A 21,027-nucleotide genomic window follows, 5' to 3' on the forward strand; every position below is an offset into this window, starting at 1 on the left:
CTTAGTCGGACTCAGGCGGGGCGATCGACCATCAGCCGTTCGACCGGTTTGCCCTCAATCAGATGGCTCTGGATGATCTCGTCGATGTCTTCCTGGTCGACGAAGGTGTACCAGACGGCCTCGGGGTAGACCACCAGCACGGGACCGAGTTCGCAACGGTCCAGGCAGCCAGCCTTGTTGATGCGCACGCGGCCTTCGCCGTTGATGCCAAGCTCTTTGCAGCGCTTCTTGGCGTATTCCTGCATGGCCTTGGCGCCAAAGTCGGCACAGCAGCGCGAGCCGTCCTCGCGTTCGTTCAGGCAGAAGAAAACGTGGTGCTGGTAGTGGCTGCTCATGGGCGGACCGACAGAAAACTGGGAGGGCGAGGGCGGCGGGCGGTGCAGGACGTAAAGGGCTTCCTGGCGCGCACGCACATGTGGATTTGCGTAACGACCCGGCATTATACGGCCCCAGACGTAGGCGTCCTCCGCGACCAAGCCGCGCGCTGCTGCGCTGCAACACGTTTTCCGGATGTCCGGACGGCGTCTGTGCGCGGATTCCGGGATTGACGACGGGTGGAGCGGGTGCCATCGTAGTCACACCAAGCTGGCACAAGGGCTGGCGGGGCGCTGACACGGAAATTTCACATTGGCACAGCCCTTGCAATAAAGGGCGACCTGCTGCGGGAAACGCTGGAAGAGTTGGTACAAGCCGGCGTATCGAGGCAGGAGAGAGACCACATCAGGGCGGGTCGGACCGGGCGAGCAATCGAGCGCACGGCCGGTCTGTGACACTCGAGGAAGACATGAAAAAACCGTTCTACAAAATCCTGTACGTACAGGTGCTGGCGGCTATCGTCATCGGCGTTCTGCTGGGCCATTACTCGCCCGAACTGGCAGTCAAGATGAAGCCGCTGGGCGATGGCTTCATTCAGCTGATCAAGATGGTGATCGGGCCGATCATCTTCTGTACGGTCGTCTCCGGCATTGCCGGCATGCGCGACATGAAGAAGGTGGGTCGCGTGGGCGGCAAGGCGCTGCTCTACTTTGAGGTCGTCTCGACCTTCGCGCTGGTGATTGGTCTGGCGGCTGGCCACATCTTCAACCCGGGTGCGGGCTTCAACGTTGATGTGCACACCATCGACGCCAAGGCTGTGGCGCAGTACGCCGCCAAGGCGCAATCGGCCAGCACGGTCGACTTCCTGCTGAACATCATCCCGAGCACGGTGGTGGATGCCTTCGCCAAGGGCGACATCCTGCAGATCCTGCTGATTGCGCTGCTGTTTGGCGGTGCGCTCTCAGCCATGGGTGAGCGCGCGCAGATCGTGACGGACTTCATCGATCAGATCTCGCACGTGTTCTTCCGCATCGTGCACGTCATCACGCGTGTGGCGCCGCTCGGTGCTTTTGGCGCCATGGCCTTCACCATCGGCAAATACGGCGTGATCTCGCTGGTGCCGCTGCTCAAGCTGGTCGGCACGTTCTACCTGACGGCCATCATCTTCGTGGTGGTGGTGCTGGGCATCATCGCGCGGCTGGTCGGCTTCAACATCTTCCGCTTTGTCGCGTACATCAAGGAAGAACTGCTGATCGTGCTGGGCACGAGCTCGTCGGAATCGGCGCTGCCGCACCTGATGGAAAAGATGGAGAAGCTGGGCTGCTCGAAGTCGGTGGTGGGCCTGGTGGTGCCGACCGGTTATTCGTTCAACCTGGACGGCACCAACATCTACATGACGATGGCGGTGATCTTCATCTCGCAGGCGCTGAACATTGAACTGACCTGGACGCAGCAGCTGACGATCCTGGCCGTGGCGATGCTGACGTCGAAGGGCGCATCGGGCATCACCGGCGCAGGCTTCATCACGCTGGCGGCAACCCTGGCCGTGGTGCCGGACATTCCGGTGGCAGGCATGGTGCTGATCCTCGGTATCGACCGCTTCATGAGCGAGTGCCGCGCGCTGACCAACATTACCGGCAACGGCGTGGCCTGCGTGGTGATCTCGGCCTGGGAACGTGAGCTCGATCGCGCCAAGCTGGCCCGCGTGCTGTCGGGCAACCGCAGCGACGAAGGCGTGCCGGCCACCCCGGCAGCCTGATCGGCGAGAGTAGACAGGACTGGGCAGGCGCCTGCGGGCGCCCCCGGTTGACAGCGTATGATTGCGGGGCCTGTCCTTCCAGACGGCCCCGCTTCTTATTTGGAGCGCCTCGTGACGCGCACGACGGCCAACGCGGCAATGGAAGGGACGGCGACACCCTCCGCCGCCCAAGCCCCGCCGATGTCCGATCCCGACTTCTCCTTTACCAGCGCTTCCGGCTCGCGTCGCGGGTTCTGGTGGCTGGTTGCGGCGGGGCTCGTGGCGCTGATGACGCTGGTGTGCACGGCGACGTTCGTGGTGACATGGAACCGCGGCCTCGCCCAGGCGCAGCAGGCCGCCGGCGGCCGCGTCGATCGCTACGCCGCCAACCTCAAAAGCACGCTCGACCGCTACGAATACCTGCCGGCGCTGGTGGCGCTGCATCCGTTCATCCACGATCTGTTGGCCAACCCGACGCCCGGCAATGTCGAGCGCGCCAACCAGTATCTGCGTGAGGTCAACGACCGCGCGCACGCGACCGCCACCTACGTGATTGCCCCGAGCGGCCTGGCGCAGGCGGCGTCCAACTACAACCAACCCGATAGCTTTGTCGGTGCGGAATATCGGTTTCGGCCGTATTTCCAGCAGGCGGCGGCGGGCCATGTCGGGCGGTTCTACGGCATCGGCATCACGCGTGAAGAGCCGGGCTACTACATCTCGCAGCCCGTCATGCAGGACGGCCGCGTGATCGGCGTGACGGTGGTCAAGCTCAACCTCGAATGGTTCGGCCGCGCGAGCCACGATGCGTCCGAGCCGGTGATGGTGGCCGATGAGAACGGCGTGATCTTCCTGTCGTCCGTGCCGGCGTGGCAGTACCACACCGTTGAGCCGCTCACGCCCAAGCTGCAGGCGCAATTTGAAGCTACGCGCCAGTACTACCGCAAAGAGATCAAGCCGCTGCCGTTGCAGCCCGAGGCGCCGGGCTTTCTGCGCCTGACGGGGCGCTTGCCGGAGGGCGCCGAACTCATCCGCATCGGCGAACGGGCGAATGCCACGCGCTACCTGCAGGTCTCGCGCGACCTGGTCGAACCTGACTGGACGCTGATGTACCTCACGCCCGTCGACCCGGTGATGAGCGCCGCGCGCAGCGCCACCGTGGCGGCCGCATTTGCCTTCGCGTTTGCGTGCCTGCTGCTCTTCTATTGGCGCCAGCGCCGCCTGCGCCTGATGGAAATGCTGCGCAGCCGACGCCTGCTCGAAGCTGCGTATGACCAGCTCGAACGCCGCGTCGAAGACCGCACGGCCGACCTGATGGCCACCAACGAACAGCTTCAGCATGAGATCGTCGACCGCACACGCGCGGAAGCCGAACTGCGCGCCACGCAGGACGAACTCGTGCAGGCCAGCAAGCTTGCCGCGCTGGGGCAGATGGCCGCCGGCATCACGCACGAGCTCAATCAACCGCTGGCCGCGCTGCGCACGTTCTCCGACAACACACGCATCCTGCTGGAGCGTGGACAGCACGGCGCCGCCACCGACAACCTGCAGGCGATCGCTGACCTGACCGAGCGCATGGGCAAGATCACCGCGCAGCTCAAGCTGTTTGCGGGCCGCTCGCGCCGCAAACACAGCGATGTGCAGGTGCGCGTGGCGCTGGATCACACGCTGGCGCTGCTGCGCCCGCGCCTGGGCGACGTGCAACTCGAATTGCACTGGCGCATCCCCGAAGCCGAAGCCGTCGTCCGCGCGGATGAGCTGAAGCTGGAGCAAGTGTTGATCAACCTGATCGGCAATGCGCTCGATGCGATCAACGCCAACGAACTCGCGCGCCCTGGCCGTATCGACATCGACATCGGTCCGGCGGAGGGTGCACCATCGCAACAGAGCACGCAGTTGAACATTACGGTGCGCGACAACGGCCCCGGCATTCCACCCGACGCCATGCCGCATCTGTTCGAGCCGTTTTTCACCACCAAGGAAATCGGTCAGGGGCTGGGCCTCGGGCTGGCGATCTCCACCAGCATCGCGCGCGACTTTGGCGGCTCGCTGTCGGCCGCAAACGTGCCAGGCGGCGGGGCGCAATTTACGCTGACACTGGTACGCGCCGAAGTCACCTCCGCGGCATCCACCTGATTCCTTTTTACGCAGACCACCCATGTCCGAAGGCTTGACCGTTCTCTTTATCGAAGACGACCCGCCTGTACGCCAGGCCACCGCGCAGAGCCTGGAGCTAGCCGGCTTCAATGTGCAGGCGTTCGGCAGCGCTGAAGAAGCCGTCGGCAAGATCGACGCGAACTTCCCCGGCGTGGTGGTAAGCGACCTGCGGCTGCCGGGCGCCAGCGGCTTGGATGTGCTCACGCATTGCCAGTCGTTCGGCACGGGCATTCCCGTGGTGCTCGTGACCGGCCATGGTGATATCACCATGGCCGTGCAGGCAATGCGCGAAGGCGCATTCGACTTTATCGAAAAGCCGTTTCCCGCCGAGCGCCTGACGGAAACCGTGCGCCGCGCTATGGAGCGCCGCGCACTGGAGCTGGAAAACCGCGCGCTGCGTCGCGAACTGGCCGGGCCGGCGGCGGGCACGCGCATCATCGGGCGCTCGCCCGCGATGGCCGCGGTGCGTGCGCTGATCGAAAACGTGGCGACCACCGATGCGCCAGTGCTCATCAACGGTGAGACTGGCACGGGTAAGGAACTGGTCGCGCGCAGCCTGCACATGCTGTCGCCGCGTCACGACAAGCCGTTCATCGCGCTCAACTGCGGCGCGGTGCCCGAGGCGATTTTCGAGAGCGAGATGTTCGGCCACGAGGCGGGTGCCTTCACGGGCGCGGGCAAGCGGCGCATCGGCAAGCTGGAGCACGCGTCGGGCGGCACGCTGTTCCTCGACGAAATCGAGAGCATGCCCATCGCACTGCAAGTGAAGCTGCTGCGTGTGCTGCAGGAGGGCGCGCTGGAGCGCCTGGGCTCCAACGAGTCGGTACGCATCGACGTGCGCATCGTTGCCGCCGCCAAGGGCGACATGGAAGCGTTGATCGACGCGGGTGGCTTCCGGCGCGATCTGTATTACCGCCTGAACGTGGTCGCCATCGACCTGCCGCCGCTGCGCGAACGCCGCGAAGACATCATCCCGCTGTTCGAGCACTTCCTGCTCGACGCCGCCGTGCGCTACCAGCGGCCGTTGCCGATGCTGGCCGAGCGCCAGCGCCACGAGCTGATGCAATCGAACTGGCCCGGCAACGTGCGGGAACTGCGCAATGCGGCCGATCGCCTCGTGCTTGGCATTGGCCGCACGCCGGTCGTGCCGGATGCCTCGGAAGACGGCATGCCGCTCAAGGAGCGTGTCGAACGTTACGAGCGCACGGTGATTGCCGAGACGCTGGCGCGCACCGGTGGCTCGGTCCACCAGGCGGCAGACATCCTGCAAGTCGGCCGCGCCACGCTGTACGACAAGATCAAGCGGTACGGCCTCTGAGTTGCATCGCAGGAAACGAAAACGCCCGGCATCGACCGGGCGTTTGTGTTTGTTTTGGGCACTCAGCCAAGAATCGGATGTGCACCTGCCACCGGATATCCGCGCTGATCCGTTGGAATCCTTTGCGTCTGGAACGCAATAAACAGTGCCTGGAACGTGCCGTCGATCTCCACGATGAGGGCGCCGTCCTGCTGCGTGCCGTTCTCGCGCGAATGGTCCTTCACGCCCGGCGCATGCACGACGGGGTTCCCCTGGTTCATGTGCGTCTCATGCAGGCCGTTCTGTTGCGGCTCGAACAAAAAGCCGAAGCCGTAGACCGTCACGTCGGTACGCGGCGGCCAGCCCTTGCGGTCATCGTCGCCGGAGCTGCCATGGTAGACGTAGTCGATCGGCGCGGCGGTGCGGTCCAGTGCGAGCATGTCGTCGACGAGCGCGTTGATGTCGTTGTGCTCGGTCTCGGTATCGGGTGCGATCGGCTGCATGTTCGGGAAGTCGACCAGCCCGGCGTCGCGCACATAGTCCAGGCGTGGAAAGCCGTCCTGATATAGGCCCGGCGCCAGCGCCGCAAGCTGTGCCGTCATCGGCAGGTTGAAATCGGTCGTCCACTGATACAGCACGTGGTAACCGGCCTCGCCCGCGCCGGGCATGGTCGAGTCGGATTTCACATTGGCGAGCACCACGAACTCCGAGCCATCTGGCGCCGCTGCCACGATCGCGTAATGTGGGTTGCCGTTGTAGCCCTCAAGATAAGGCACGCCGAATTTCAGCTTGCCCTTGAACATGCAGTAGGTATTGGCCATGCGCGTGCTCCATCGGTTCACGGATTGACGGGCCACCATTGCAGCAGGCCCGCGTGAACGTAGTGTGGAACGCGCATCGCCCGGACACAAAAACGCCCGGCATCGACCGGGCGTTTTGTTTGGGTGGGGCAGCCGGCTCAGGCCTGCTTGCCCAGCGTCTGCTTGAGCAGCGCGTCGAACGACGACCACTCCGGCTCGCCGACGTAGCGCTTGAGGATGCGCCCGTCGCGGCCGACCAGGAAGGTGGTGGGTGTGAGCTGCACGTCGCCGAAGGCTTTGGCGGCGGAGCCGTCGGCGTCCATCGCCACCTTGAAGGGCAACTGGCGCGTCTGGCTGAAGTTCATCACGTACATTGGCGCGTCATAGCTCATCGCCACGGCCACGTATTCCAGGCCCTCGCCCTTGTACTTGTTGTACGTCTGGACCATGTTGGGCATTTCCTTGATGCAGGTGGTGCAGCTCGTCGCCCAGAAGTTGACGAGGTAGACCTTGCCCTTCAGGTCTTGCGTGGACAGCTTCTGCCCGTCGAGCAGCGTGAAGGTGGCGGCCGGCACCTGCTGCGATGGCGAGAACGCGCGCCAGCCAAACCAGCCCGCCACGGCCAGCACCAGCACGATCACGGGCAACAGCCAGCGACGGCCACTGGAAGCGGCGGGCGTGGCGGCAGCGGAGGAGGTCAGGGTCGAGGCCATGGCGACAACGGTCTGGAGGGGAAACGAAACGTCTATTGTAGGCCTGCCAAGACGAACTGACCGGTCGCCTGCGACATTCTGTCTATTGCGATGCATGCGTCACTTTGCGCCAGCAAGCGCGGCTTCGTAGAGCGTCAGGTCGGCGGGGGAAAAGCAGCAGAAGGTGATCTCGTCAAAGCCCGCGCCGTGCTCTCGGACCGTGCGCAGCGCGATCGGCGTGGCCAGGTGAGCCGGAAAACCGTAGACGCCGGTGCTGATGCACGGAAAGGCGAGGGTGCGCAGGTCATGCTGCCGGGCAAGCTCCAGGCTGTTGCGGTAGCAGGCGGCCAGCAGGGTCGCTTCGTCCTGCCGGCCTCCGCGCCAGATGGGCCCGACGGTGTGGATAACGTAGCGCGCCGGCAGTCGGAAGCCTGGTGTGAGCTTGGCCTCGCCGGTGCGGCAACCGTTGAGGGCGCGGCAGGCTTCGAGCAACTCGGGGCCTGCGGCGCGGTGGATGGCGCCGTCCACGCCGCCCCCGCCCAGCAGCGAGCTGTTGGCGGCATTGACGATGGCGTCGCAGTCCAGGGTAGTAATGTCGGCGCGCAGGGCACGCAAAAGGAGGCTCGGGCTCGGCATGGCGTAGTCCTAGGGTCTCGCGGGTGGCTCTGCTCGATAATAGGCGGCGCGAAACCGGCAGAACAATCCAGGAGACGACGTGGCACGCATGGCAAAAGCAGGCGGCTGGCAGTGGGGCATGGGCGCAGCGATCTGTGCGCTGTTGATGGCCTGCTCGCCGAAGTACGACTGGCGCACCGTCCAGTCCAACGAAGGTGCGTACGCCGTGGACTACCCCGCCAAGCCCACCGCCGATGCTCGCCCCATCACCGTCAACGGGCAGCGCCTGCCAATGACCATGCAGGCCGCCAGCATCGACGGCACGCTGTTCGCCATCGGCGTGGTGGAATTGCCCGCCGACGACCCAGTCTGGCGCGAGCAAGCCGTAGCGGCGTTGCGTACGGGCTTGTCGGCCAATCTGAAAGGGCAGGTGCTCACCAAGGACATCGCCGTGAAAACTGCCGCGCAGCCGCCGCGATCGGTGCCGGCCGTGGAATTGATTGCGCAGGGCGCCGGCGGCAACGACCCTACGCCGCGCCGTCTGACCGCCCGCGTGGTCGCCGTCGGCAAACACGCCTACCAGGCCGTCGTGCTCGAATCGGGCGAGGCCGCGCGCGATGGGCGCCAGCAGGAGCAGGTCGAGCAGTTCCTCTCCAGCTTCCACCCCTACTAGGGCCGATTCACACCGGCTTGTCAGGCGAGCGTGCTCGCATCAAAACGCTGCAGGAGCTGGTATCCCTCGGCCCAGTCACCCAGTTGGCTCGCGGCATTCAGATGTCCGCGCGCTCCGACATCGAGGAATTCGCTGCCCCAAGCATTGGCACAGGACTTCGCATAACTGATCCCCGCATAGGGATCGTCGCTGCTGGCCACCACGGTACTGCGAAATGGCAATCTTGCTGAAGGCACGGGTGAGAACCCGACGCAAAAGGCGTTGGGAAAGGCGGCTGCCGACGGATCCGGAACGGCGACGAGGAGCGTCCCTCGAACGGTGACCGCGTGGCGCATGGCCCAATGCGCAACGGCGAGGCACCCAAGACTGTGCGCGACGATGATCGTATCGGGCCCGAGCGCCGCCACTTCGCGATCGATTGCCGCGACCCATTCGTCGCAGACGGCGCGATCCCAGTCGTCGATTTTCATGCGACGCCAGTGTCCTGGCTTCGCGGCCTCCCAGAGGCTTTGCCAGTGTGTTGCCCCTGAATTGCCGTAACCGGGCACGATCAGAACGCGTTGACTCATGTTGGATTTCCCCTCCCTGAATGAGCCTCCAGCTTAAAGGCTGATGCGCTCTGTCAGAATGGCTGAACCATTGAAATGAACGCCAACCGGCTTCGAATGCACGGAATTGAGGGGCATCAACGAATGAAACAAAAGGGCGTCGAGCTGGATCGACTCGACTGGCGCATTCTTGAGGTGCTGCAAACGCATGCGCGCATCACGAATACCGAGTTGGGCAAGCAGATTGGGTTGTCGCAACCCGCGGTCGCCGCTCGGATCAAAAGACTGGAAGAGCAAGGCATCATTGAGGGCTATGGGGCGCGCATCAATCCGGGTCTCGTGGGGCGCGGCATCGCAGCGATCGTGCGGATCCGCACCACCCATGCTCAGATCAAGGCGTGCCTCAGCGCTTTCGAGGCGATGCCTGAAATCGTCGAGGCGCATCGGATCACCGGCGAAGACTGCTTCATCGTCCGCATGGTGGTGGAAGAGATGACACAACTCGAAGTGGCAATCGATGCGTTGGCCAGATTCGGATCGGTCACGACCTCGGTGGTGCTGGCGAGTTATCCACCGAAGCCGATCCACAGCGCTCAACCTTGATCGACGACCACGTTGATGGATGTCGGCCACCCCTACGCGTTGGCGTCTCCTGCCACCGGCATCCCGGCGTTTCTCGGCCGAAGGATTTTCTCCACCAGGCGTGCCGACATCTCGCGGGTCAATAGCCGTTGCAAATTGGCAAGCAGCCGATTCTGCGTGCCGACAATCCGATAGCTCCGATTGCGATCGAGCGCCCACAACGCGTCTTGCACCACGCGCGCGACAGGCATCGGGGTGCCGACCGCCGCTTCCTCGGCACCAACGACATCAAAAAAGCCGGTTTGCGTTGCGCCGGGACACAGTGCGAGGACCCGAATGCCGCGATGCCGGTTCTCAGCCCAAACGGCTTCTGAAAATGACAGCAGAAAAGCCTTGGTTGCGCCGTAGATCGCCATGTAAGGAAGGGGCTGGAATGCGGCTGTTGAGGCGACGTTGATGATCGCCCCACCGGATCGTGCCTGCATTCCCGGCAGCAGAAGCTGTGTCAGCTCGACCGCGGCCATGCAGTTCACCAGTACTTCATCGCGTTGGCACGTCCACGGAACTGTTTCGAAGCGCCCGTAAGCCGCAAAGCCCGCGTTGTTGATCAGGACATCGACCACCGTGCCGGTCGCCTTCAGATGGTCTGCCAACGTCGGGACAGCGTCCGGTGCGCTCAGGTCAACCGTCAGGAAGTCTGCGTCGCAGGCGTAGTCGTGTCGCAATTTGGCGGTCAAGTCGCGCAGCTTGTCGCGCGAGCGTGCGACCAGCAGAAGTTTCGCGCCACGCTTGGCTAGCGCATGGGCGAACTCCAGCCCGATACCCGACGATGCCCCCGTGATGAGTGCTGTTTTTCCGCGAAAATCGAAGGAATGCTTCATGGCCTGCTGATGAAGTGGAAAGTGGGGCGGACTGTAAACCGTTGACTAAAGACCACGGTCAAGCCCTAATGACGGTCCACAACATTCGGTAGAGGCAGCATGCGCATCGGCGAACTGAGCAAGCGAGCAGGCGTTTCGCGAGATACCGTGCGTTACTACGAGCGCATGGGGCTGCTCGACAAGGCAGCACAGCCGCACGCGACCAATACGTACAAGCGCTATTCCGAGGTCTCGTTGCAGCGGATTCGGCTGATCGTTCACGCAAAGGCGCTGGGGTTCACGCTCGCGGAAATCAACGACGTCGTCCATGTCTGGGGCAGCCCCGCCTTTGCTGTCGCGCAAAAGGTGGCGTGTATCGAAGCGAAGCTCGCAGAAGTGGAAGAAAAGAGTCAGGCGCTGACCGCGTTGCGTGCGGGGCTGCTGAATGCGCTGGCCAAGGTCGAGGGTGGTTGTGTTGATGGCGAAAGCGCGTAGTGGGGGGGCGCTATCCAAGAGCCTTCCGCTTCATTGCTTCATTTCATCTCATCACGGAGACACCATCATGACGTTGCAAGTCTGGCTGGCCTTCTTTCTGGCGGCCTGGGTCATCGCCATCTCGCCAGGGTCGGGCGCCATTCTCTGCATGAGCCACGGCCTGACGCACGGCGTACGCCGTACGTCCGTCACGATTGCCGGGCTGGAGCTGGGCATTGTGGTGGTCCTGTTCATTGCCGGTGCCGGGCTGGGCGCGCTGCTGATTGCATCTGAGCATGCCTTTACCGCCATCAAGATCGTCGGCGCGCTGTACCTGATCTACCTGGGCATCGTGCAGTGGCGCACGCCGATTCAGATCAGCAAGCCAGCAGAGGGTGAGGCAGTCAAGGTGTCAGGCAGCGGTGCGCGCCGCCGCTTCCTGGTCGGGCTGCTGACCAACCTGACGAACCCCAAGGGCATCCTCTTCATGGTGGCGGTGCTGCCGCAATTCATCGATCCGGCCAAGCCGCTGCTTTCGCAGTTGGCCATCCTGGCGGTGACGATGGTGTTTGTCGACCTGATCGTGATGCACGGCTACGCGCTGCTCGCCTCGCGCGCACAACGCCTGTTCCGCAATCCGCGCGCCTTGCGCTGGCAGAGCCGGTTCTTCGGCGGCATGCTGATGAGCATCGGTGCGGCGTTGTTCTTCGTGAAGCGGCAGACGGCCTGACGGGCTAATCCGCCTTCACCCCACGCCTATACTGAATCGCCTCGCCCACATGCGCGGCGTCAATCTGTGCATCGCCGGCCAGGTCTGCAATCGTGCGGGCGAGCTTGAGCACGCGCGCATAGGCACGCGCAGACCACGAGAAGCGCGTCATCGCATGGCGTAGCAGACCGTCGGCCGCATCGGTGCGAGCGCAGTACAGGTCGATCTCGTGGCCGGCCAGCAGCGCGTTGCGTTTGCCTTGGCGCGCGAGTTGCCGTTCATGTGCGGCAGATACGCGCTCGGCCACGTTGAGTGTCGGTTCACCGGGCGGCCCGTCGAGCAGCTCTTCCTGCGATGGCGTGGGCACCTCGATCTGCACATCAATGCGATCGAGCAGCGGGCCGGAAATGCGCGACTGGTAGCGCTCCACCTGATCCGGCGTGCAGCGGCACGCGCGCAACGGGTGGCCCCGATAGCCGCACGGGCAGGGGTTCATCGCCGCGATGAGTTGGAAACTGGCGGGGAAATCCGTCTGATGTGCTGCACGCGAGATGGTGATGTGGCCAGTCTCCAGCGGTTCGCGCAGGACTTCGAGCACGCGGCGTTCGAACTCGGGGAGCTCATCCAGGAACAAGACCCCTTGGTGCGCGAGCGAAATCTCACCCGGTCTTGGCGTGTTGCCACCGCCCACCATCGCCACGGCAGAGGCGGTGTGATGCGGCGCGCGGAATGGCCGCACCTTCCAGCGTTTCGCATCGAAGCCGCGCGTGGTCAGGCTCATGACAGCCGCGGCAGAGAGCGCTTCGTCGTCGCTCATCTCCGGGAGCAGACCGGGAAAGCGCTGGGCGAGCATCGATTTGCCGGTGCCGGGCGGGCCGATCATCAACATGGAATGGCCGCCGGCGGCAGCCACCTCCAGCGCGCGCCGTGCCTGCGGTTGGCCGCGTACGTCGGCCAGGTCTGGATAGCGGATCTCGGTATCGACCGGAGCCGGCCGCACGGGCGAGAGATTGCGATCCGGCGCGCTCAGGTGATCGCACACCTCAATGAGTGTGCGCGCAGGCAGGACCTTGGTGCCGCTGACCAGCGCGGCTTCAGCCGCATTCTCGGCGGGCAGCACGAAGGCGCGGGCGAGCGGCGCTTCGCCATCCGTGGCGGTGTTGGTCAAATCGGGGTTGCGCGACAACGCATACGCCATCGCCAGCGCGCCGCGAATTGGCCGCAAGTCTCCAGACAGCGAAAGCTCGCCCGCAAACTCGTGCGCATCCAGATGCGTGTGCGGGATCTGCCGGCTGGCAGCGAGAATGCCCAGCGCAATCGGCAAATCGAAACGGCCCGATTCCTTGGGCAGATCAGCCGGTGCCAGGTTGACGGTGATGCGCCGCGCGGGAAACTCAAAGTGACTGTTCTGGATGGCCGCACGCACGCGGTCCTTGCTTTCCTTCACCTCCGTGTCGGGCAGCCCGACGATGGTGAACGACGGCAGGCCATTCGCCAGATGGACCTCCACCGACACGGCGGGCGCATCGATGCCCGACAGCGCGCGTGAACGCAGAACGGCGAGGCTCATCGCGCCGTCCTCCGATTGACGTTACAGGCTAGGAGGCGGGCGAGACATGGAGGCATGGCAGGTGAGTGGGCAACGGATGAGGAACCCGCCACTGTGCCAGCCAAGCCGTGCCGCCCACTCCGCCTGCATCCAAATTTGACGCGCCGTCTGAGTCCAAAAAAAAAACCGGAGCGCGCGGCTCCGGTTTCGGTGTCGGCAGATCGATCAGGGGAATGCGGGCATCGCCGTATCTTCGCCGCTGAAGCGGCCTTCGGGATGCGTCTTCTGCAGCAGCGCACGCACTTCAGCCATGCGCGAGCGCGGCACGTCCACCATCAGCAGGATCTGCCCATCCTCCACCGCCTGCTTGAACGGTTTGAGGCGGCTGTTCGGCACGGAACTGCCGATCATGCTCGAGGCCCACGCGCCAAACAGCGCGCCGACGACGGTCGTGATGCCGACCATGCCCCACTGCGGCCCTTCGCCAATGATCGGGAACAGCGCCGCTACCACGCCCGCCAGCACACCCGCGCCGCCGCCAATCACCAAGCCGTTCTGGGTGGCGTGAACGATGTCGGAGGTTTGCAGCAGGTTGGCCTCGTGCAGGCCGGTGAGGTCGGCGCCTTCGCGGGCGACGAAGTGGATGTGGCGCTCGGTGATGCGCGCCAGCAGCAGATCATTCATCACGCGCCGGGCGCTGGCTACGTCCGGCAATAGAAAGTAGAGGCGATGCTGCATGATCTCTCTCCTCAAGCGTGCGCCTTATCGGTCGACAGGCCATAAGGGAGTTCTAGATCAGTTCGCCAACCGCAACAAGGCGGCGAATTGATCTTTTCGCTGTGCGCCGCAGCAGGGGTGCGGCGGCCAGCACAGCGGCAGCGCAGATGCGCGCCCGGCGCAACACCGGGCAGCGAGATTACTGGTCAGCCGGGGCGGCAGACTTCAATTGTGCTTCCAACGCGGCCACGCGCATTTCCAGTTCTTCCAGTCGTGCGCGCGTGCGAGCCAGTACTTGCGACTGCACATCGAATTCCTCCCGCGTGACCAAGTCCAGCTTGGAAAAGCCCTGCGTCATCATCGCGCGGACGTTCTTTTCGATGTCGGCAGCCGGGGAGTTACGCAGTGCTTCGGACACGCGGTTCTGAAAGTCGGAAAAGAGATCGGTGGGTTTCATAGGAATGCTCCGTGGGTCTTACGGGGTGCGCCAAGTCGGTGCACGCACCGATTCTGTGCGCCAAATCTGCTGTGCCATGGTGCGCGGCGTAGCGCCAGGCGCGTGGTTTCGGTGCCGCAGGGCGGAATGGTACCGGCTGAGCGCTTGCAACGGCACAAAATGCGGCAATTCTCGCTGCGATGCGGCATCGCCGTCGTCAATCAAAAGGGGACAGATCAAGCGCTGACGCGGCGATCCAGCCGTCCACGCGCTGCGGCACGGTGCTGAATTCACTCTATCACATGGTTTTTATCGCGCGAGGGCGGCGCGCCTTGGCCATCGGTAGCCCCGCCTGTTGCAACCCATTGCGGGGTGCGAAGGCCGCGCCAGCGGATCCGTCCCCAATTTCCGGGGTGATGCGCCGCCACGCCATCGGGGCCCGCACGCTGAGGAACTCCTCCAATCCTATCGCCGCAACATGGCATGACAGTTGCAGAACCGATGCGACTTTTCTTTCACGTTCTGCAGGTCTTCTAAAGGGGGGAGCCGTTATGAAGAAGTTTGCGTACGCAGCCACGATGTTGCTGCTGACCGGTGCCGCTGCCGGTGTGTGCCAATCCGCTGTCGCCCAGACCGCGCCTGCTGCCGATGCACCGGCCGCTGCGCCTGCTCCGGCGCCTGCGCTCACCGCCAACGTCACGCTGGCCAGCCAGTACCGCTATCGCGGCCTCATGCAGACGAACAACAAGCCGGCCATCCAGGGCGGGTTTGACTACGCCATTCCGGGCGGCGTGCTGCCTGAAGGCTTCTACATCGGCAACTGGAACTCGTCGATCAGCTGGCTGAGCGATTCGAACTCGAACGTCTCCGCGCCGATCGAGATGGACTTCTACGGCGGCTACAAGACCGAGATCATCAAGGACGTGCCCATCGACGTGGGCGTGCTGCAGTACTACTACCCGGGCAGCTATCCGAGCGACTACACCCGCCCGCATACCACCGAGGGCTACGCGCAGATCGGCTACGGCCCGGTCACGTTCAAGTATTCGCACGCGTTCTCGAACCTGTTCGGCACGCCCGATTCGCACCACAGCCAGTACTTCGACCTGTCGGGCAACTTCGACACCGGCTTCTGGGGCCTGACACTGAACCTGCACCTGGGCTATCAGCAGATCCCGCACCAGGCCGTGCGTGCTTCGTATGCCGACTGGAAGGTCGGCGTGACGAAGGACTTCGGCAGCGGCTGGACGGCATCGCTGGCGTACATCGACACCAACGCGTCGCGCGCCTTCTACACCAACACGCGCAACAACTACATGGGCAAGGCGACGGCGCTGCTGTCGGTCACCAAGACTTTCTAACCAGCTAACGAGGCGAAGCGGCGCCCATTGACGAGTCGGGCGCCGTCAATCGAGGAGGAATCCAGCATGAAACTCATCATGGCTGTCATCAAGCCGTTCAAGCTCGACGAGGTCCGCGAGGCGTTGTCGGAAGTGGGCGTGTCGGGCATCACCGTGACCGAAGTCAAGGGCTTTGGGCGCCAGAAGGGCCACACCGAGCTGTATCGCGGCGCCGAGTACATCGTCGACTTCCTGCCTAAAGTGAAGATCGAAGTGGCTGTACCCGACGACGTGCTCGAGCGCGCCGTCGAAGCCATCGAAAAATCTGCGCGTACCGGCAAGATCGGCGACGGCAAGATCTTCGTGGCCGACATTGAACAAGTCATCCGCATCCGCACCGGCGAGACCGGCGGCGACGCTCTATAAGCCCCAATCTGCCAAGGAAGAGGTCAAAACATGAAAACCTGGTTCACACGATTCCTGACCGCAGGGGCCGTTGTTGCGGTGCTTGCGGGCGCCGTGATGTCGGCACCCGCCGTCGCACAGGACAAGCCGGCTGCTGAAGCTTCGGCACCGGCTGCTGCTGCCCCTGCTGCGGCACCTGCGTCCGACGCCGCTGCTGCTCCGGCCGCAGCCGCTGCTGCGCCGGCTGCCGCCTCGGCACCTGCCGCTGCAGCCCCCGTCCCCAATAAGGGCGATACGGCATGGCTGCTGGTTTCCACCGCCTTCGTCATTCTGATGACGCTGCCGGGCCTGGCGCTGTTCTACGGCGGTTTGGTCCGCAAGAAGAACATGCTGTCGGTGCTGATGCAGTGCACGGGCATCTTCTCGCTCATCATCATCCTGTGGGCCATCTACGGCTACAGCTTCGCGTTCACCGAGGGCAATGCGTTTTTCGGCGGGCTCGATCGCCTGTTCCTGAAGGGCCTGACGCCGGATTCGGTGGCCGCCACCTTCAGCAAGGGCGTGGTGGTGCCGGAGTTTGCGTACTTCGCGTTCCAAGGCGCGTTTGCCGCGATCACCTGCGCGCTGATCATCGGTGCCTTCGCCGAGCGTGCGAAGTTCTCGGCCGTGCTGCTGTTCGTGGTGCTGTGGTTCACCTTCAGCTACCTGCCGATCGCCCACATGGTCTGGTTCTGGCCGGGTCCGGATGGCTTTACCGATGCCAAGGCGGCTGAGGTGATGACGTCCAAGTCGGGCTGGCTGTTCCAGAAGGGCGCGCTGGACTTCGCGGGCGGTACCGTGGTGCACATCAACGCCGCCGTTGCTGGTCTGGTGGGCGCCTTCCTGTTCGGCAAGCGCATCGGCTTCGGCCGTGAAGCCCTCAAGCCGCACAGCCTGACGCTGACGATGGTCGGTGCCTCGCTGCTGTGGTTCGGCTGGTTCGGCTTCAACGCCGGTTCGGCCCTGGAAGCCAACGGCTCCGCCGCGCTGGCCTTCGTCAACACGCTGCTGGCCACCGCCGCTGCCGTGCTGTCGTGGAGCTTCGGTGAATGGATCGGCAAGAGCAAGCCGTCAATGCTGGGTGCAGCATCGGGTGCCGTGGCTGGCTTGGTGGCCATCACCCCGGCAGCCGGTTTTGTCGGCCCGATGGGTTCGATCGCCCTGGGTATCCTCGCCGGCCTGCTGTGCCTGTGGGGCGTGAACGGCCTCAAGCGCATGCTGGGCATGGACGACACGCTCGACGTGTTCGGCGTGCACGGCGTGGGCGGTATCCTCGGCGCGCTGCTGACCGGCGTGTTCGCCAGCCCGAGCCTGGGCGGCACCGGCATCTACGACTACGTTGCCAACAAGGTGGCCGACGGCTACTCGATCGGCGGCCAGCTGTGGATCCAGCTCCAAGGCGTGCTGACCACGATCATCTGGTCGGGCGTGGTGGCCTTCATCTCGTACAAGATCGTCGATGCGATCGTCGGTCTGCGCGTGCCGGAAGAAGAGGAGCGCGAAGGTCTGGACATCACGTCTCACGGCGAAACTGCTTACGAAGACTGATCGTGTGCCTGATCAAGCAAAAGACCCGGCTACGCGCCGGGTTTTTTGTTGGCGCGGCGCTTGAGTCACCGCGCCTTAACTCCGATGTAAAAAACCTTCAATTGCCTCTCGTTATGCGGACGCTTACATTGCAGACGTGGTTTCCTCCACCTGCAGAACGCTCCCCGTATCTGTCAGGCTATTCCCCAAGCGCGGCAGCCCCGCGCTTTTTTTTTGTTCGCGTTTTTTGTGTGTGGTTTTGTGCAATGCCGCACGCATTCCCCCCCTTCCGCCCTTGCGAAACCGTCTAACGACCGCATATCGATAGCCCGCCATCGTTGGCATGCTGTCTGCAAGCTATTGCCTATTCCTCTACAATCGGAGTGGGCGATAAATAACATCAATAGGAAGGGTATGGTTCCGCACTTGATCACCGCGCTGAACGGGCCGCTGCTCGAGCTCGAGCAGAAGATTCTTGACGCCACGCCCGCCATCGAACGCTGGTTCCGCCTTGAGTGGCAAGAGCACACGCCGCCGTTCTATTGTTCCGTCGATTTGCGCAACGCCGGTTTCAAGCTCGCGCCCGTCGACACGAACCTCTTCCCGGGTGGCTTCAACAACCTGGCGCCCGAGATGCTGCCGCTGGCCGTGCAGGCCGCCATGGCCGCCATCGAGAAGATCTGCCCCGACGCCAAGAACCTTCTGCTGATCCCCGAGCGCCACACGCGCAACATGTTCTATCTGCAGAACGTGGCGCGGCTGTCGCAGATCATGCGCCAGGCCGGTCTGAATGTGCGTCTGGGTTCGCTGTCGGACGACATCACTGAGCCCACGCCGATTGACTTGCCCGATGGACAGCGCCTTGTGGTCGAGCCGCTCAAGCGCATCGGCACCAAGGGTCGCCGCCTGGGCATGGAAGATTTCGACCCGTGCTCGATCCTGCTGAATAACGACTTGTCGGCCGGCGTGCCGCCCATCCTCGAGAACATCAACGAGCAATACCTGCTGCCGCCGCTGCACGCGGGCTGGTCGCAGCGCCGCAAGACCAACCACTTTGCCGCCTACGACGAAGTGGCCAAGAAGTTCGCCAAGCTGATCGACATTGACCCGTGGATGGTCAACCCGTACTTCACCAAGTGCAGCGGGCTGGACTTCCATGAGCGCGCCGGCGAGGAAGAACTCGCGCACGCAGTCGAAACGGTCCTCAAGAAGACCGCCAAGAAGTACAAGGAATACGGCGTGACCGAGACCCCATATGTGGTGGTCAAGGCCGACGCCGGTACGTACGGCATGGGCGTGATGACCGTGCGCGATCCTTCCGAGGTCAAGGGCCTGAACCGGAAAGAGCGCAACAAGATGAGCGTGGTGAAGGAGGGCCTGGAGGTCTCCGAAGTGATCGTGCAGGAAGGCGTACACACCTTCGAGAAGATCAACGAGGCCGTGGCCGAACCCGTCGTCTATATGATCGACCGCTATGTGGTTGGCGGTTTCTACCGGGTTCACACGGGCCGCGGCGTGGACGAGAATCTGAACGCACCGGGCATGCACTTCGTGCCGCTGCCGTTTGCGTCGAATTCGCTGCCGGACAGCCACGCCAAGCCGGGCGCCGGCGAGCCAAACCGCTTCTACATGTATGGCGTGGTGGCACGCCTGGCCTTGCTGGCCGCATCGCTCGAGCTTGAAAAGACCGACCCGAACCCGCTGATCTGATCAGCCGTACCACGCTGCAGAAGGTAGAAGGAACCGCCATGCGCATCCTGTTCATTGTCGATCCGCTGTCGACGTTCAAGATCTACAAGGACTCCACTTTCGCGATGATGCGCGAGGCGGCCGCGCGCGGTTATGCCATCTTCACGTGCCTGCAGTCACAGCTCACGCTGGCGGGCAACGTGGTGGAAACCGTCGCCACGCCCATCGCCCTGACCGGCGAAGAACATGAGTGGTACCGCGCGGGCGACGCACGCCTGCTGCCGCTCACCGGTTTCGATGCCGTGCTGATGCGCAAGGACCCGCCGTTCGACATGGAGTACGTCACCAGCACGTGGCTGCTGGAAATCGCCGAGCGGCAGGGTGCACGCATCTTCAACAAGCCCCAGGCGATTCGCGATCATTCCGAGAAACTGGCGATTGCGCAATTCCGCGAGTTCACGGTGCCGACGATCGTGTCGCGCGATGCCAAGCGCCTGCGTGATTTCCACGCCGAGCAGGGTGACGTCATCTTCAAGCCGCTCGACGGCATGGGTGGCACGGGCATCTTCCGCGTCGGGCCGGACGGCATGAACCTCGGCGCCGTCATCGAAACGCTGACCGACAACGGCGCGCGCACGATCATGGCGCAGCAGTACATCCCGGCTATACGCGAGGGCGACAAGCGCATCTTGCTGATTGGCGGTTCGCCGGTGCCGCACTCGCTGGCGCGCGTGCCGATGGCTGGGGAGGTGCGCGGCAATCTGGCGGCTGGCGGCACGGGCCGCGCGCAGCCGCTGTCGGAGCGTGATCAGGTGATTGCGCATGCACTTGCACCGGTGCTGTGGCAGCGCGGTCTGTTGCTCGTCGGCCTGGACGTCATCGGCGATTACCTGACCGAGGTGAACGTCACCAGCCCGACCTGCTTCCAGGAAATCACGCAGCAGACCGGCTTTAACGTCGCAGGGATGTTCATTGATGCACTGGAGCGCGCGGTCGGTAAATCGAGCGTTCTGGGTCGCAAGCCGGCCTAGAACCCTGGCTGGGTCCCTCCCAGCGGGTGTCCTCCGCTCGGGGGAGTTCGGCCACATCGGCCACGTTTGCCGCAAATGGCCCTGATACAATCGGATTCACACCGATTCGCTTTTCGATCATGGCAGGGATTCTGATCATCGCTCATGCGCCGCTGGCCAGCGCACTGCGCGATTGCGCTGCACACGTGTATTGCGGCCAGCCTGAACGGCTGGATGCGATCGACGTCCTGCCCGATGCCGAGCCGGCCGCCGTGCTGGCCCAGGCGCGCGCCAAGCTTGCTGAACTCATCGAGGGCAACGGCGCGCTGGTGCTCACCGACATCTTCGGGGCCACGCCCGCCAACATTGCTTCGCGCCTGGCCGACCCGGGCCGCGTGCGTGTGCTGGCCGGCGTGAACTTGCCAATGCTGGTGCGCGCCATCTGCTATCGCACCGAAAAGCTGGATCAGCTCGCTGCCAAGGCCCTGGCCGGCGGCTCGCAAGGGGTGCTGCAGGTCGGCTCGACAGCCGTTCAGAATCAGGTTGCCAACCATCCAGACAAATATGCTGCAGAGGGATATCACCATCATCAATAAGCTCGGGCTGCATGCCCGGGCCTCCGCCAAACTCACGCAGCTCGCCAGTAAGTTCGACAGTCAGATCAAGATGTCGCGCAACGGTCGCCAGGTCGACGCCAAGAGCATTATGGGCGTGATGATGCTGGCCGCCGGTATCGGCACCACGGTGTCGCTGGAGATCGAGGGCCCCGACGAGCAGGACGCCATGGACGGTCTGGTCGCGCTCATCAACGATCGCTTCGGCGAGGGTGAGTAAACCCGGCGAATCAGCCCAGTCCAA

23 protein-coding genes are annotated in these 21,027 nt (G+C 63.8%); 14 read left to right on the plus strand and 9 right to left on the minus strand.

Translation table 11 applies throughout. From position 1 onward, the window contains the following. Positions 1-11: 11 nt before the first annotated feature. Positions 12-335 carry a (2Fe-2S) ferredoxin domain-containing protein gene (locus tag ACN9M1_RS01200; RefSeq protein ID WP_366172166.1) on the minus strand — a complete coding sequence of 108 codons (324 nt, stop codon included), beginning with the start codon at positions 333-335 and terminating at the stop codon, positions 12-14. 449 nt (positions 336-784) lie between these two features. On the opposite strand from ACN9M1_RS01200, the gene ACN9M1_RS01205 reads away from it, so the two are divergent. From ACN9M1_RS01205 to ACN9M1_RS01215, 3 genes are all read left to right on the plus strand, one after another. After that, a complete protein-coding gene (locus ACN9M1_RS01205) occupies positions 785-2,074 on the plus strand; it encodes a dicarboxylate/amino acid:cation symporter (RefSeq protein ID WP_426396693.1) in 1,290 nt (429 codons plus the stop codon). 138 nt (positions 2,075-2,212) lie between these two features. Next, positions 2,213-4,186, plus strand: coding sequence for a sensor histidine kinase (locus tag ACN9M1_RS01210; protein ID WP_426398903.1), 1,974 nt, complete (start codon positions 2,213-2,215; stop codon positions 4,184-4,186). Positions 4,187-4,208: 22 nt separating this feature from the next. Next, the gene (locus tag ACN9M1_RS01215; RefSeq protein WP_426396695.1) at positions 4,209-5,525 is read left to right on the plus strand and encodes a sigma-54-dependent transcriptional regulator; all 1,317 of its coding nucleotides are present in this window, start codon (positions 4,209-4,211) and stop codon (positions 5,523-5,525) included. A 62-nt stretch (positions 5,526-5,587) separates the two neighbouring features. On the opposite strand, the gene ACN9M1_RS01220 is transcribed toward ACN9M1_RS01215, so the two are convergent. The 3 genes from ACN9M1_RS01220 to ACN9M1_RS01230 all read right to left on the minus strand — a co-directional run bounded on the left by ACN9M1_RS01220 (position 5,588) and on the right by ACN9M1_RS01230 (position 7,632). Further along, a complete protein-coding gene (locus ACN9M1_RS01220; RefSeq protein ID WP_426396697.1) occupies positions 5,588-6,325 on the minus strand; it encodes a DUF2278 family protein in 738 nt (245 codons plus the stop codon). 137 nt (positions 6,326-6,462) lie between these two features. Beyond that, a complete protein-coding gene (locus ACN9M1_RS01225; RefSeq protein ID WP_426396699.1) occupies positions 6,463-7,017 on the minus strand; it encodes a TlpA disulfide reductase family protein in 555 nt (184 codons plus the stop codon). 99 nt (positions 7,018-7,116) lie between these two features. Continuing rightward, positions 7,117-7,632 carry an O-acetyl-ADP-ribose deacetylase gene (locus ACN9M1_RS01230; protein ID WP_426396701.1) on the minus strand — a complete coding sequence of 172 codons (516 nt, stop codon included), beginning with the start codon at positions 7,630-7,632 and terminating at the stop codon, positions 7,117-7,119. An 88-nt stretch (positions 7,633-7,720) separates the two neighbouring features. Between ACN9M1_RS01230 and ACN9M1_RS01235 the strand changes: the two genes are divergently transcribed. Continuing rightward, positions 7,721-8,284 (plus strand): hypothetical protein, encoded by a 564-nt coding sequence (locus ACN9M1_RS01235; RefSeq protein ID WP_426398904.1) that lies wholly within the window; start codon positions 7,721-7,723, stop codon positions 8,282-8,284. Between the two features lie 20 nt (positions 8,285-8,304). Here the strand turns inward: ACN9M1_RS01235 and ACN9M1_RS01240 are convergent, their stop codons facing one another. Next, positions 8,305-8,853, minus strand: coding sequence for an RBBP9/YdeN family alpha/beta hydrolase (locus ACN9M1_RS01240; protein ID WP_426396703.1), 549 nt, complete (start codon positions 8,851-8,853; stop codon positions 8,305-8,307). 123 nt (positions 8,854-8,976) lie between these two features. Between ACN9M1_RS01240 and ACN9M1_RS01245 the strand changes: the two genes are divergently transcribed. Next, positions 8,977-9,435, plus strand: a complete 459-nt coding sequence (locus ACN9M1_RS01245; protein WP_426398905.1) for an Lrp/AsnC family transcriptional regulator — start codon at positions 8,977-8,979, stop codon at positions 9,433-9,435. A gap of 32 nt (positions 9,436-9,467) precedes the next feature. On the opposite strand, the gene ACN9M1_RS01250 is transcribed toward ACN9M1_RS01245, so the two are convergent. Continuing rightward, the gene (locus ACN9M1_RS01250; RefSeq protein ID WP_426396705.1) at positions 9,468-10,295 is read right to left on the minus strand and encodes an SDR family NAD(P)-dependent oxidoreductase; all 828 of its coding nucleotides are present in this window, start codon (positions 10,293-10,295) and stop codon (positions 9,468-9,470) included. A gap of 99 nt (positions 10,296-10,394) precedes the next feature. On the opposite strand from ACN9M1_RS01250, the gene ACN9M1_RS01255 reads away from it, so the two are divergent. Further along, positions 10,395-10,769, plus strand: a complete 375-nt coding sequence (locus tag ACN9M1_RS01255; RefSeq protein WP_426396707.1) for a heavy metal-responsive transcriptional regulator — start codon at positions 10,395-10,397, stop codon at positions 10,767-10,769. Between the two features lie 67 nt (positions 10,770-10,836). After that, a complete protein-coding gene (locus ACN9M1_RS01260) occupies positions 10,837-11,478 on the plus strand; it encodes a LysE family transporter (RefSeq protein WP_426396709.1) in 642 nt (213 codons plus the stop codon). 4 nt (positions 11,479-11,482) lie between these two features. Here the strand turns inward: ACN9M1_RS01260 and ACN9M1_RS01265 are convergent, their stop codons facing one another. The 3 genes from ACN9M1_RS01265 to ACN9M1_RS01275 form a co-directional block, all read right to left on the minus strand. Beyond that, the gene (locus tag ACN9M1_RS01265) at positions 11,483-13,027 is read right to left on the minus strand and encodes a YifB family Mg chelatase-like AAA ATPase (protein WP_426396710.1); all 1,545 of its coding nucleotides are present in this window, start codon (positions 13,025-13,027) and stop codon (positions 11,483-11,485) included. A 204-nt stretch (positions 13,028-13,231) separates the two neighbouring features. Beyond that, complete coding sequence (locus tag ACN9M1_RS01270; RefSeq protein WP_426396712.1) at positions 13,232-13,744, minus strand: DUF1269 domain-containing protein; 513 nt, start codon at positions 13,742-13,744, stop codon at positions 13,232-13,234. Between the two features lie 178 nt (positions 13,745-13,922). Beyond that, positions 13,923-14,180, minus strand: a complete 258-nt coding sequence (locus ACN9M1_RS01275) for an accessory factor UbiK family protein (RefSeq protein ID WP_426396714.1) — start codon at positions 14,178-14,180, stop codon at positions 13,923-13,925. 530 nt (positions 14,181-14,710) lie between these two features. Between ACN9M1_RS01275 and ACN9M1_RS01280 the strand changes: the two genes are divergently transcribed. The 7 genes from ACN9M1_RS01280 (at position 14,711) to ACN9M1_RS01310 (ending at position 21,003) form a co-directional block, all read left to right on the plus strand. Continuing rightward, positions 14,711-15,520: a TorF family putative porin gene (locus ACN9M1_RS01280; protein WP_426396716.1), complete on the plus strand. Its 810-nt coding sequence runs from the start codon at positions 14,711-14,713 to the stop codon at positions 15,518-15,520. Between the two features lie 66 nt (positions 15,521-15,586). Further along, positions 15,587-15,925, plus strand: a complete 339-nt coding sequence (locus tag ACN9M1_RS01285) for a P-II family nitrogen regulator (RefSeq protein ID WP_426396718.1) — start codon at positions 15,587-15,589, stop codon at positions 15,923-15,925. A gap of 30 nt (positions 15,926-15,955) precedes the next feature. Then, positions 15,956-17,491 carry an ammonium transporter gene (locus ACN9M1_RS01290; protein ID WP_426396720.1) on the plus strand — a complete coding sequence of 512 codons (1,536 nt, stop codon included), beginning with the start codon at positions 15,956-15,958 and terminating at the stop codon, positions 17,489-17,491. A gap of 393 nt (positions 17,492-17,884) precedes the next feature. Beyond that, positions 17,885-19,180, plus strand: coding sequence for a glutamate--cysteine ligase (gene gshA, locus ACN9M1_RS01295; protein WP_426396721.1), 1,296 nt, complete (start codon positions 17,885-17,887; stop codon positions 19,178-19,180). A gap of 38 nt (positions 19,181-19,218) precedes the next feature. Beyond that, entirely contained in the window at positions 19,219-20,190 is a 972-nt protein-coding gene (gshB, locus tag ACN9M1_RS01300) for a glutathione synthase (protein ID WP_426396723.1), read from the plus strand. A 119-nt stretch (positions 20,191-20,309) separates the two neighbouring features. Further along, positions 20,310-20,765: a PTS sugar transporter subunit IIA gene (locus ACN9M1_RS01305; protein ID WP_426396724.1), complete on the plus strand. Its 456-nt coding sequence runs from the start codon at positions 20,310-20,312 to the stop codon at positions 20,763-20,765. Continuing rightward, positions 20,734-21,003, plus strand: coding sequence for an HPr family phosphocarrier protein (locus ACN9M1_RS01310; protein WP_426396726.1), 270 nt, complete (start codon positions 20,734-20,736; stop codon positions 21,001-21,003). Before ACN9M1_RS01305 ends, ACN9M1_RS01310 begins: the two co-directional genes overlap by 32 nt. Positions 21,004-21,027 lie beyond the last annotated feature (24 nt).

This window comes from Ralstonia sp. R-29, from assembly GCF_049913345.1.
Lineage (GTDB): Bacteria > Pseudomonadota > Gammaproteobacteria > Burkholderiales > Burkholderiaceae > Ralstonia.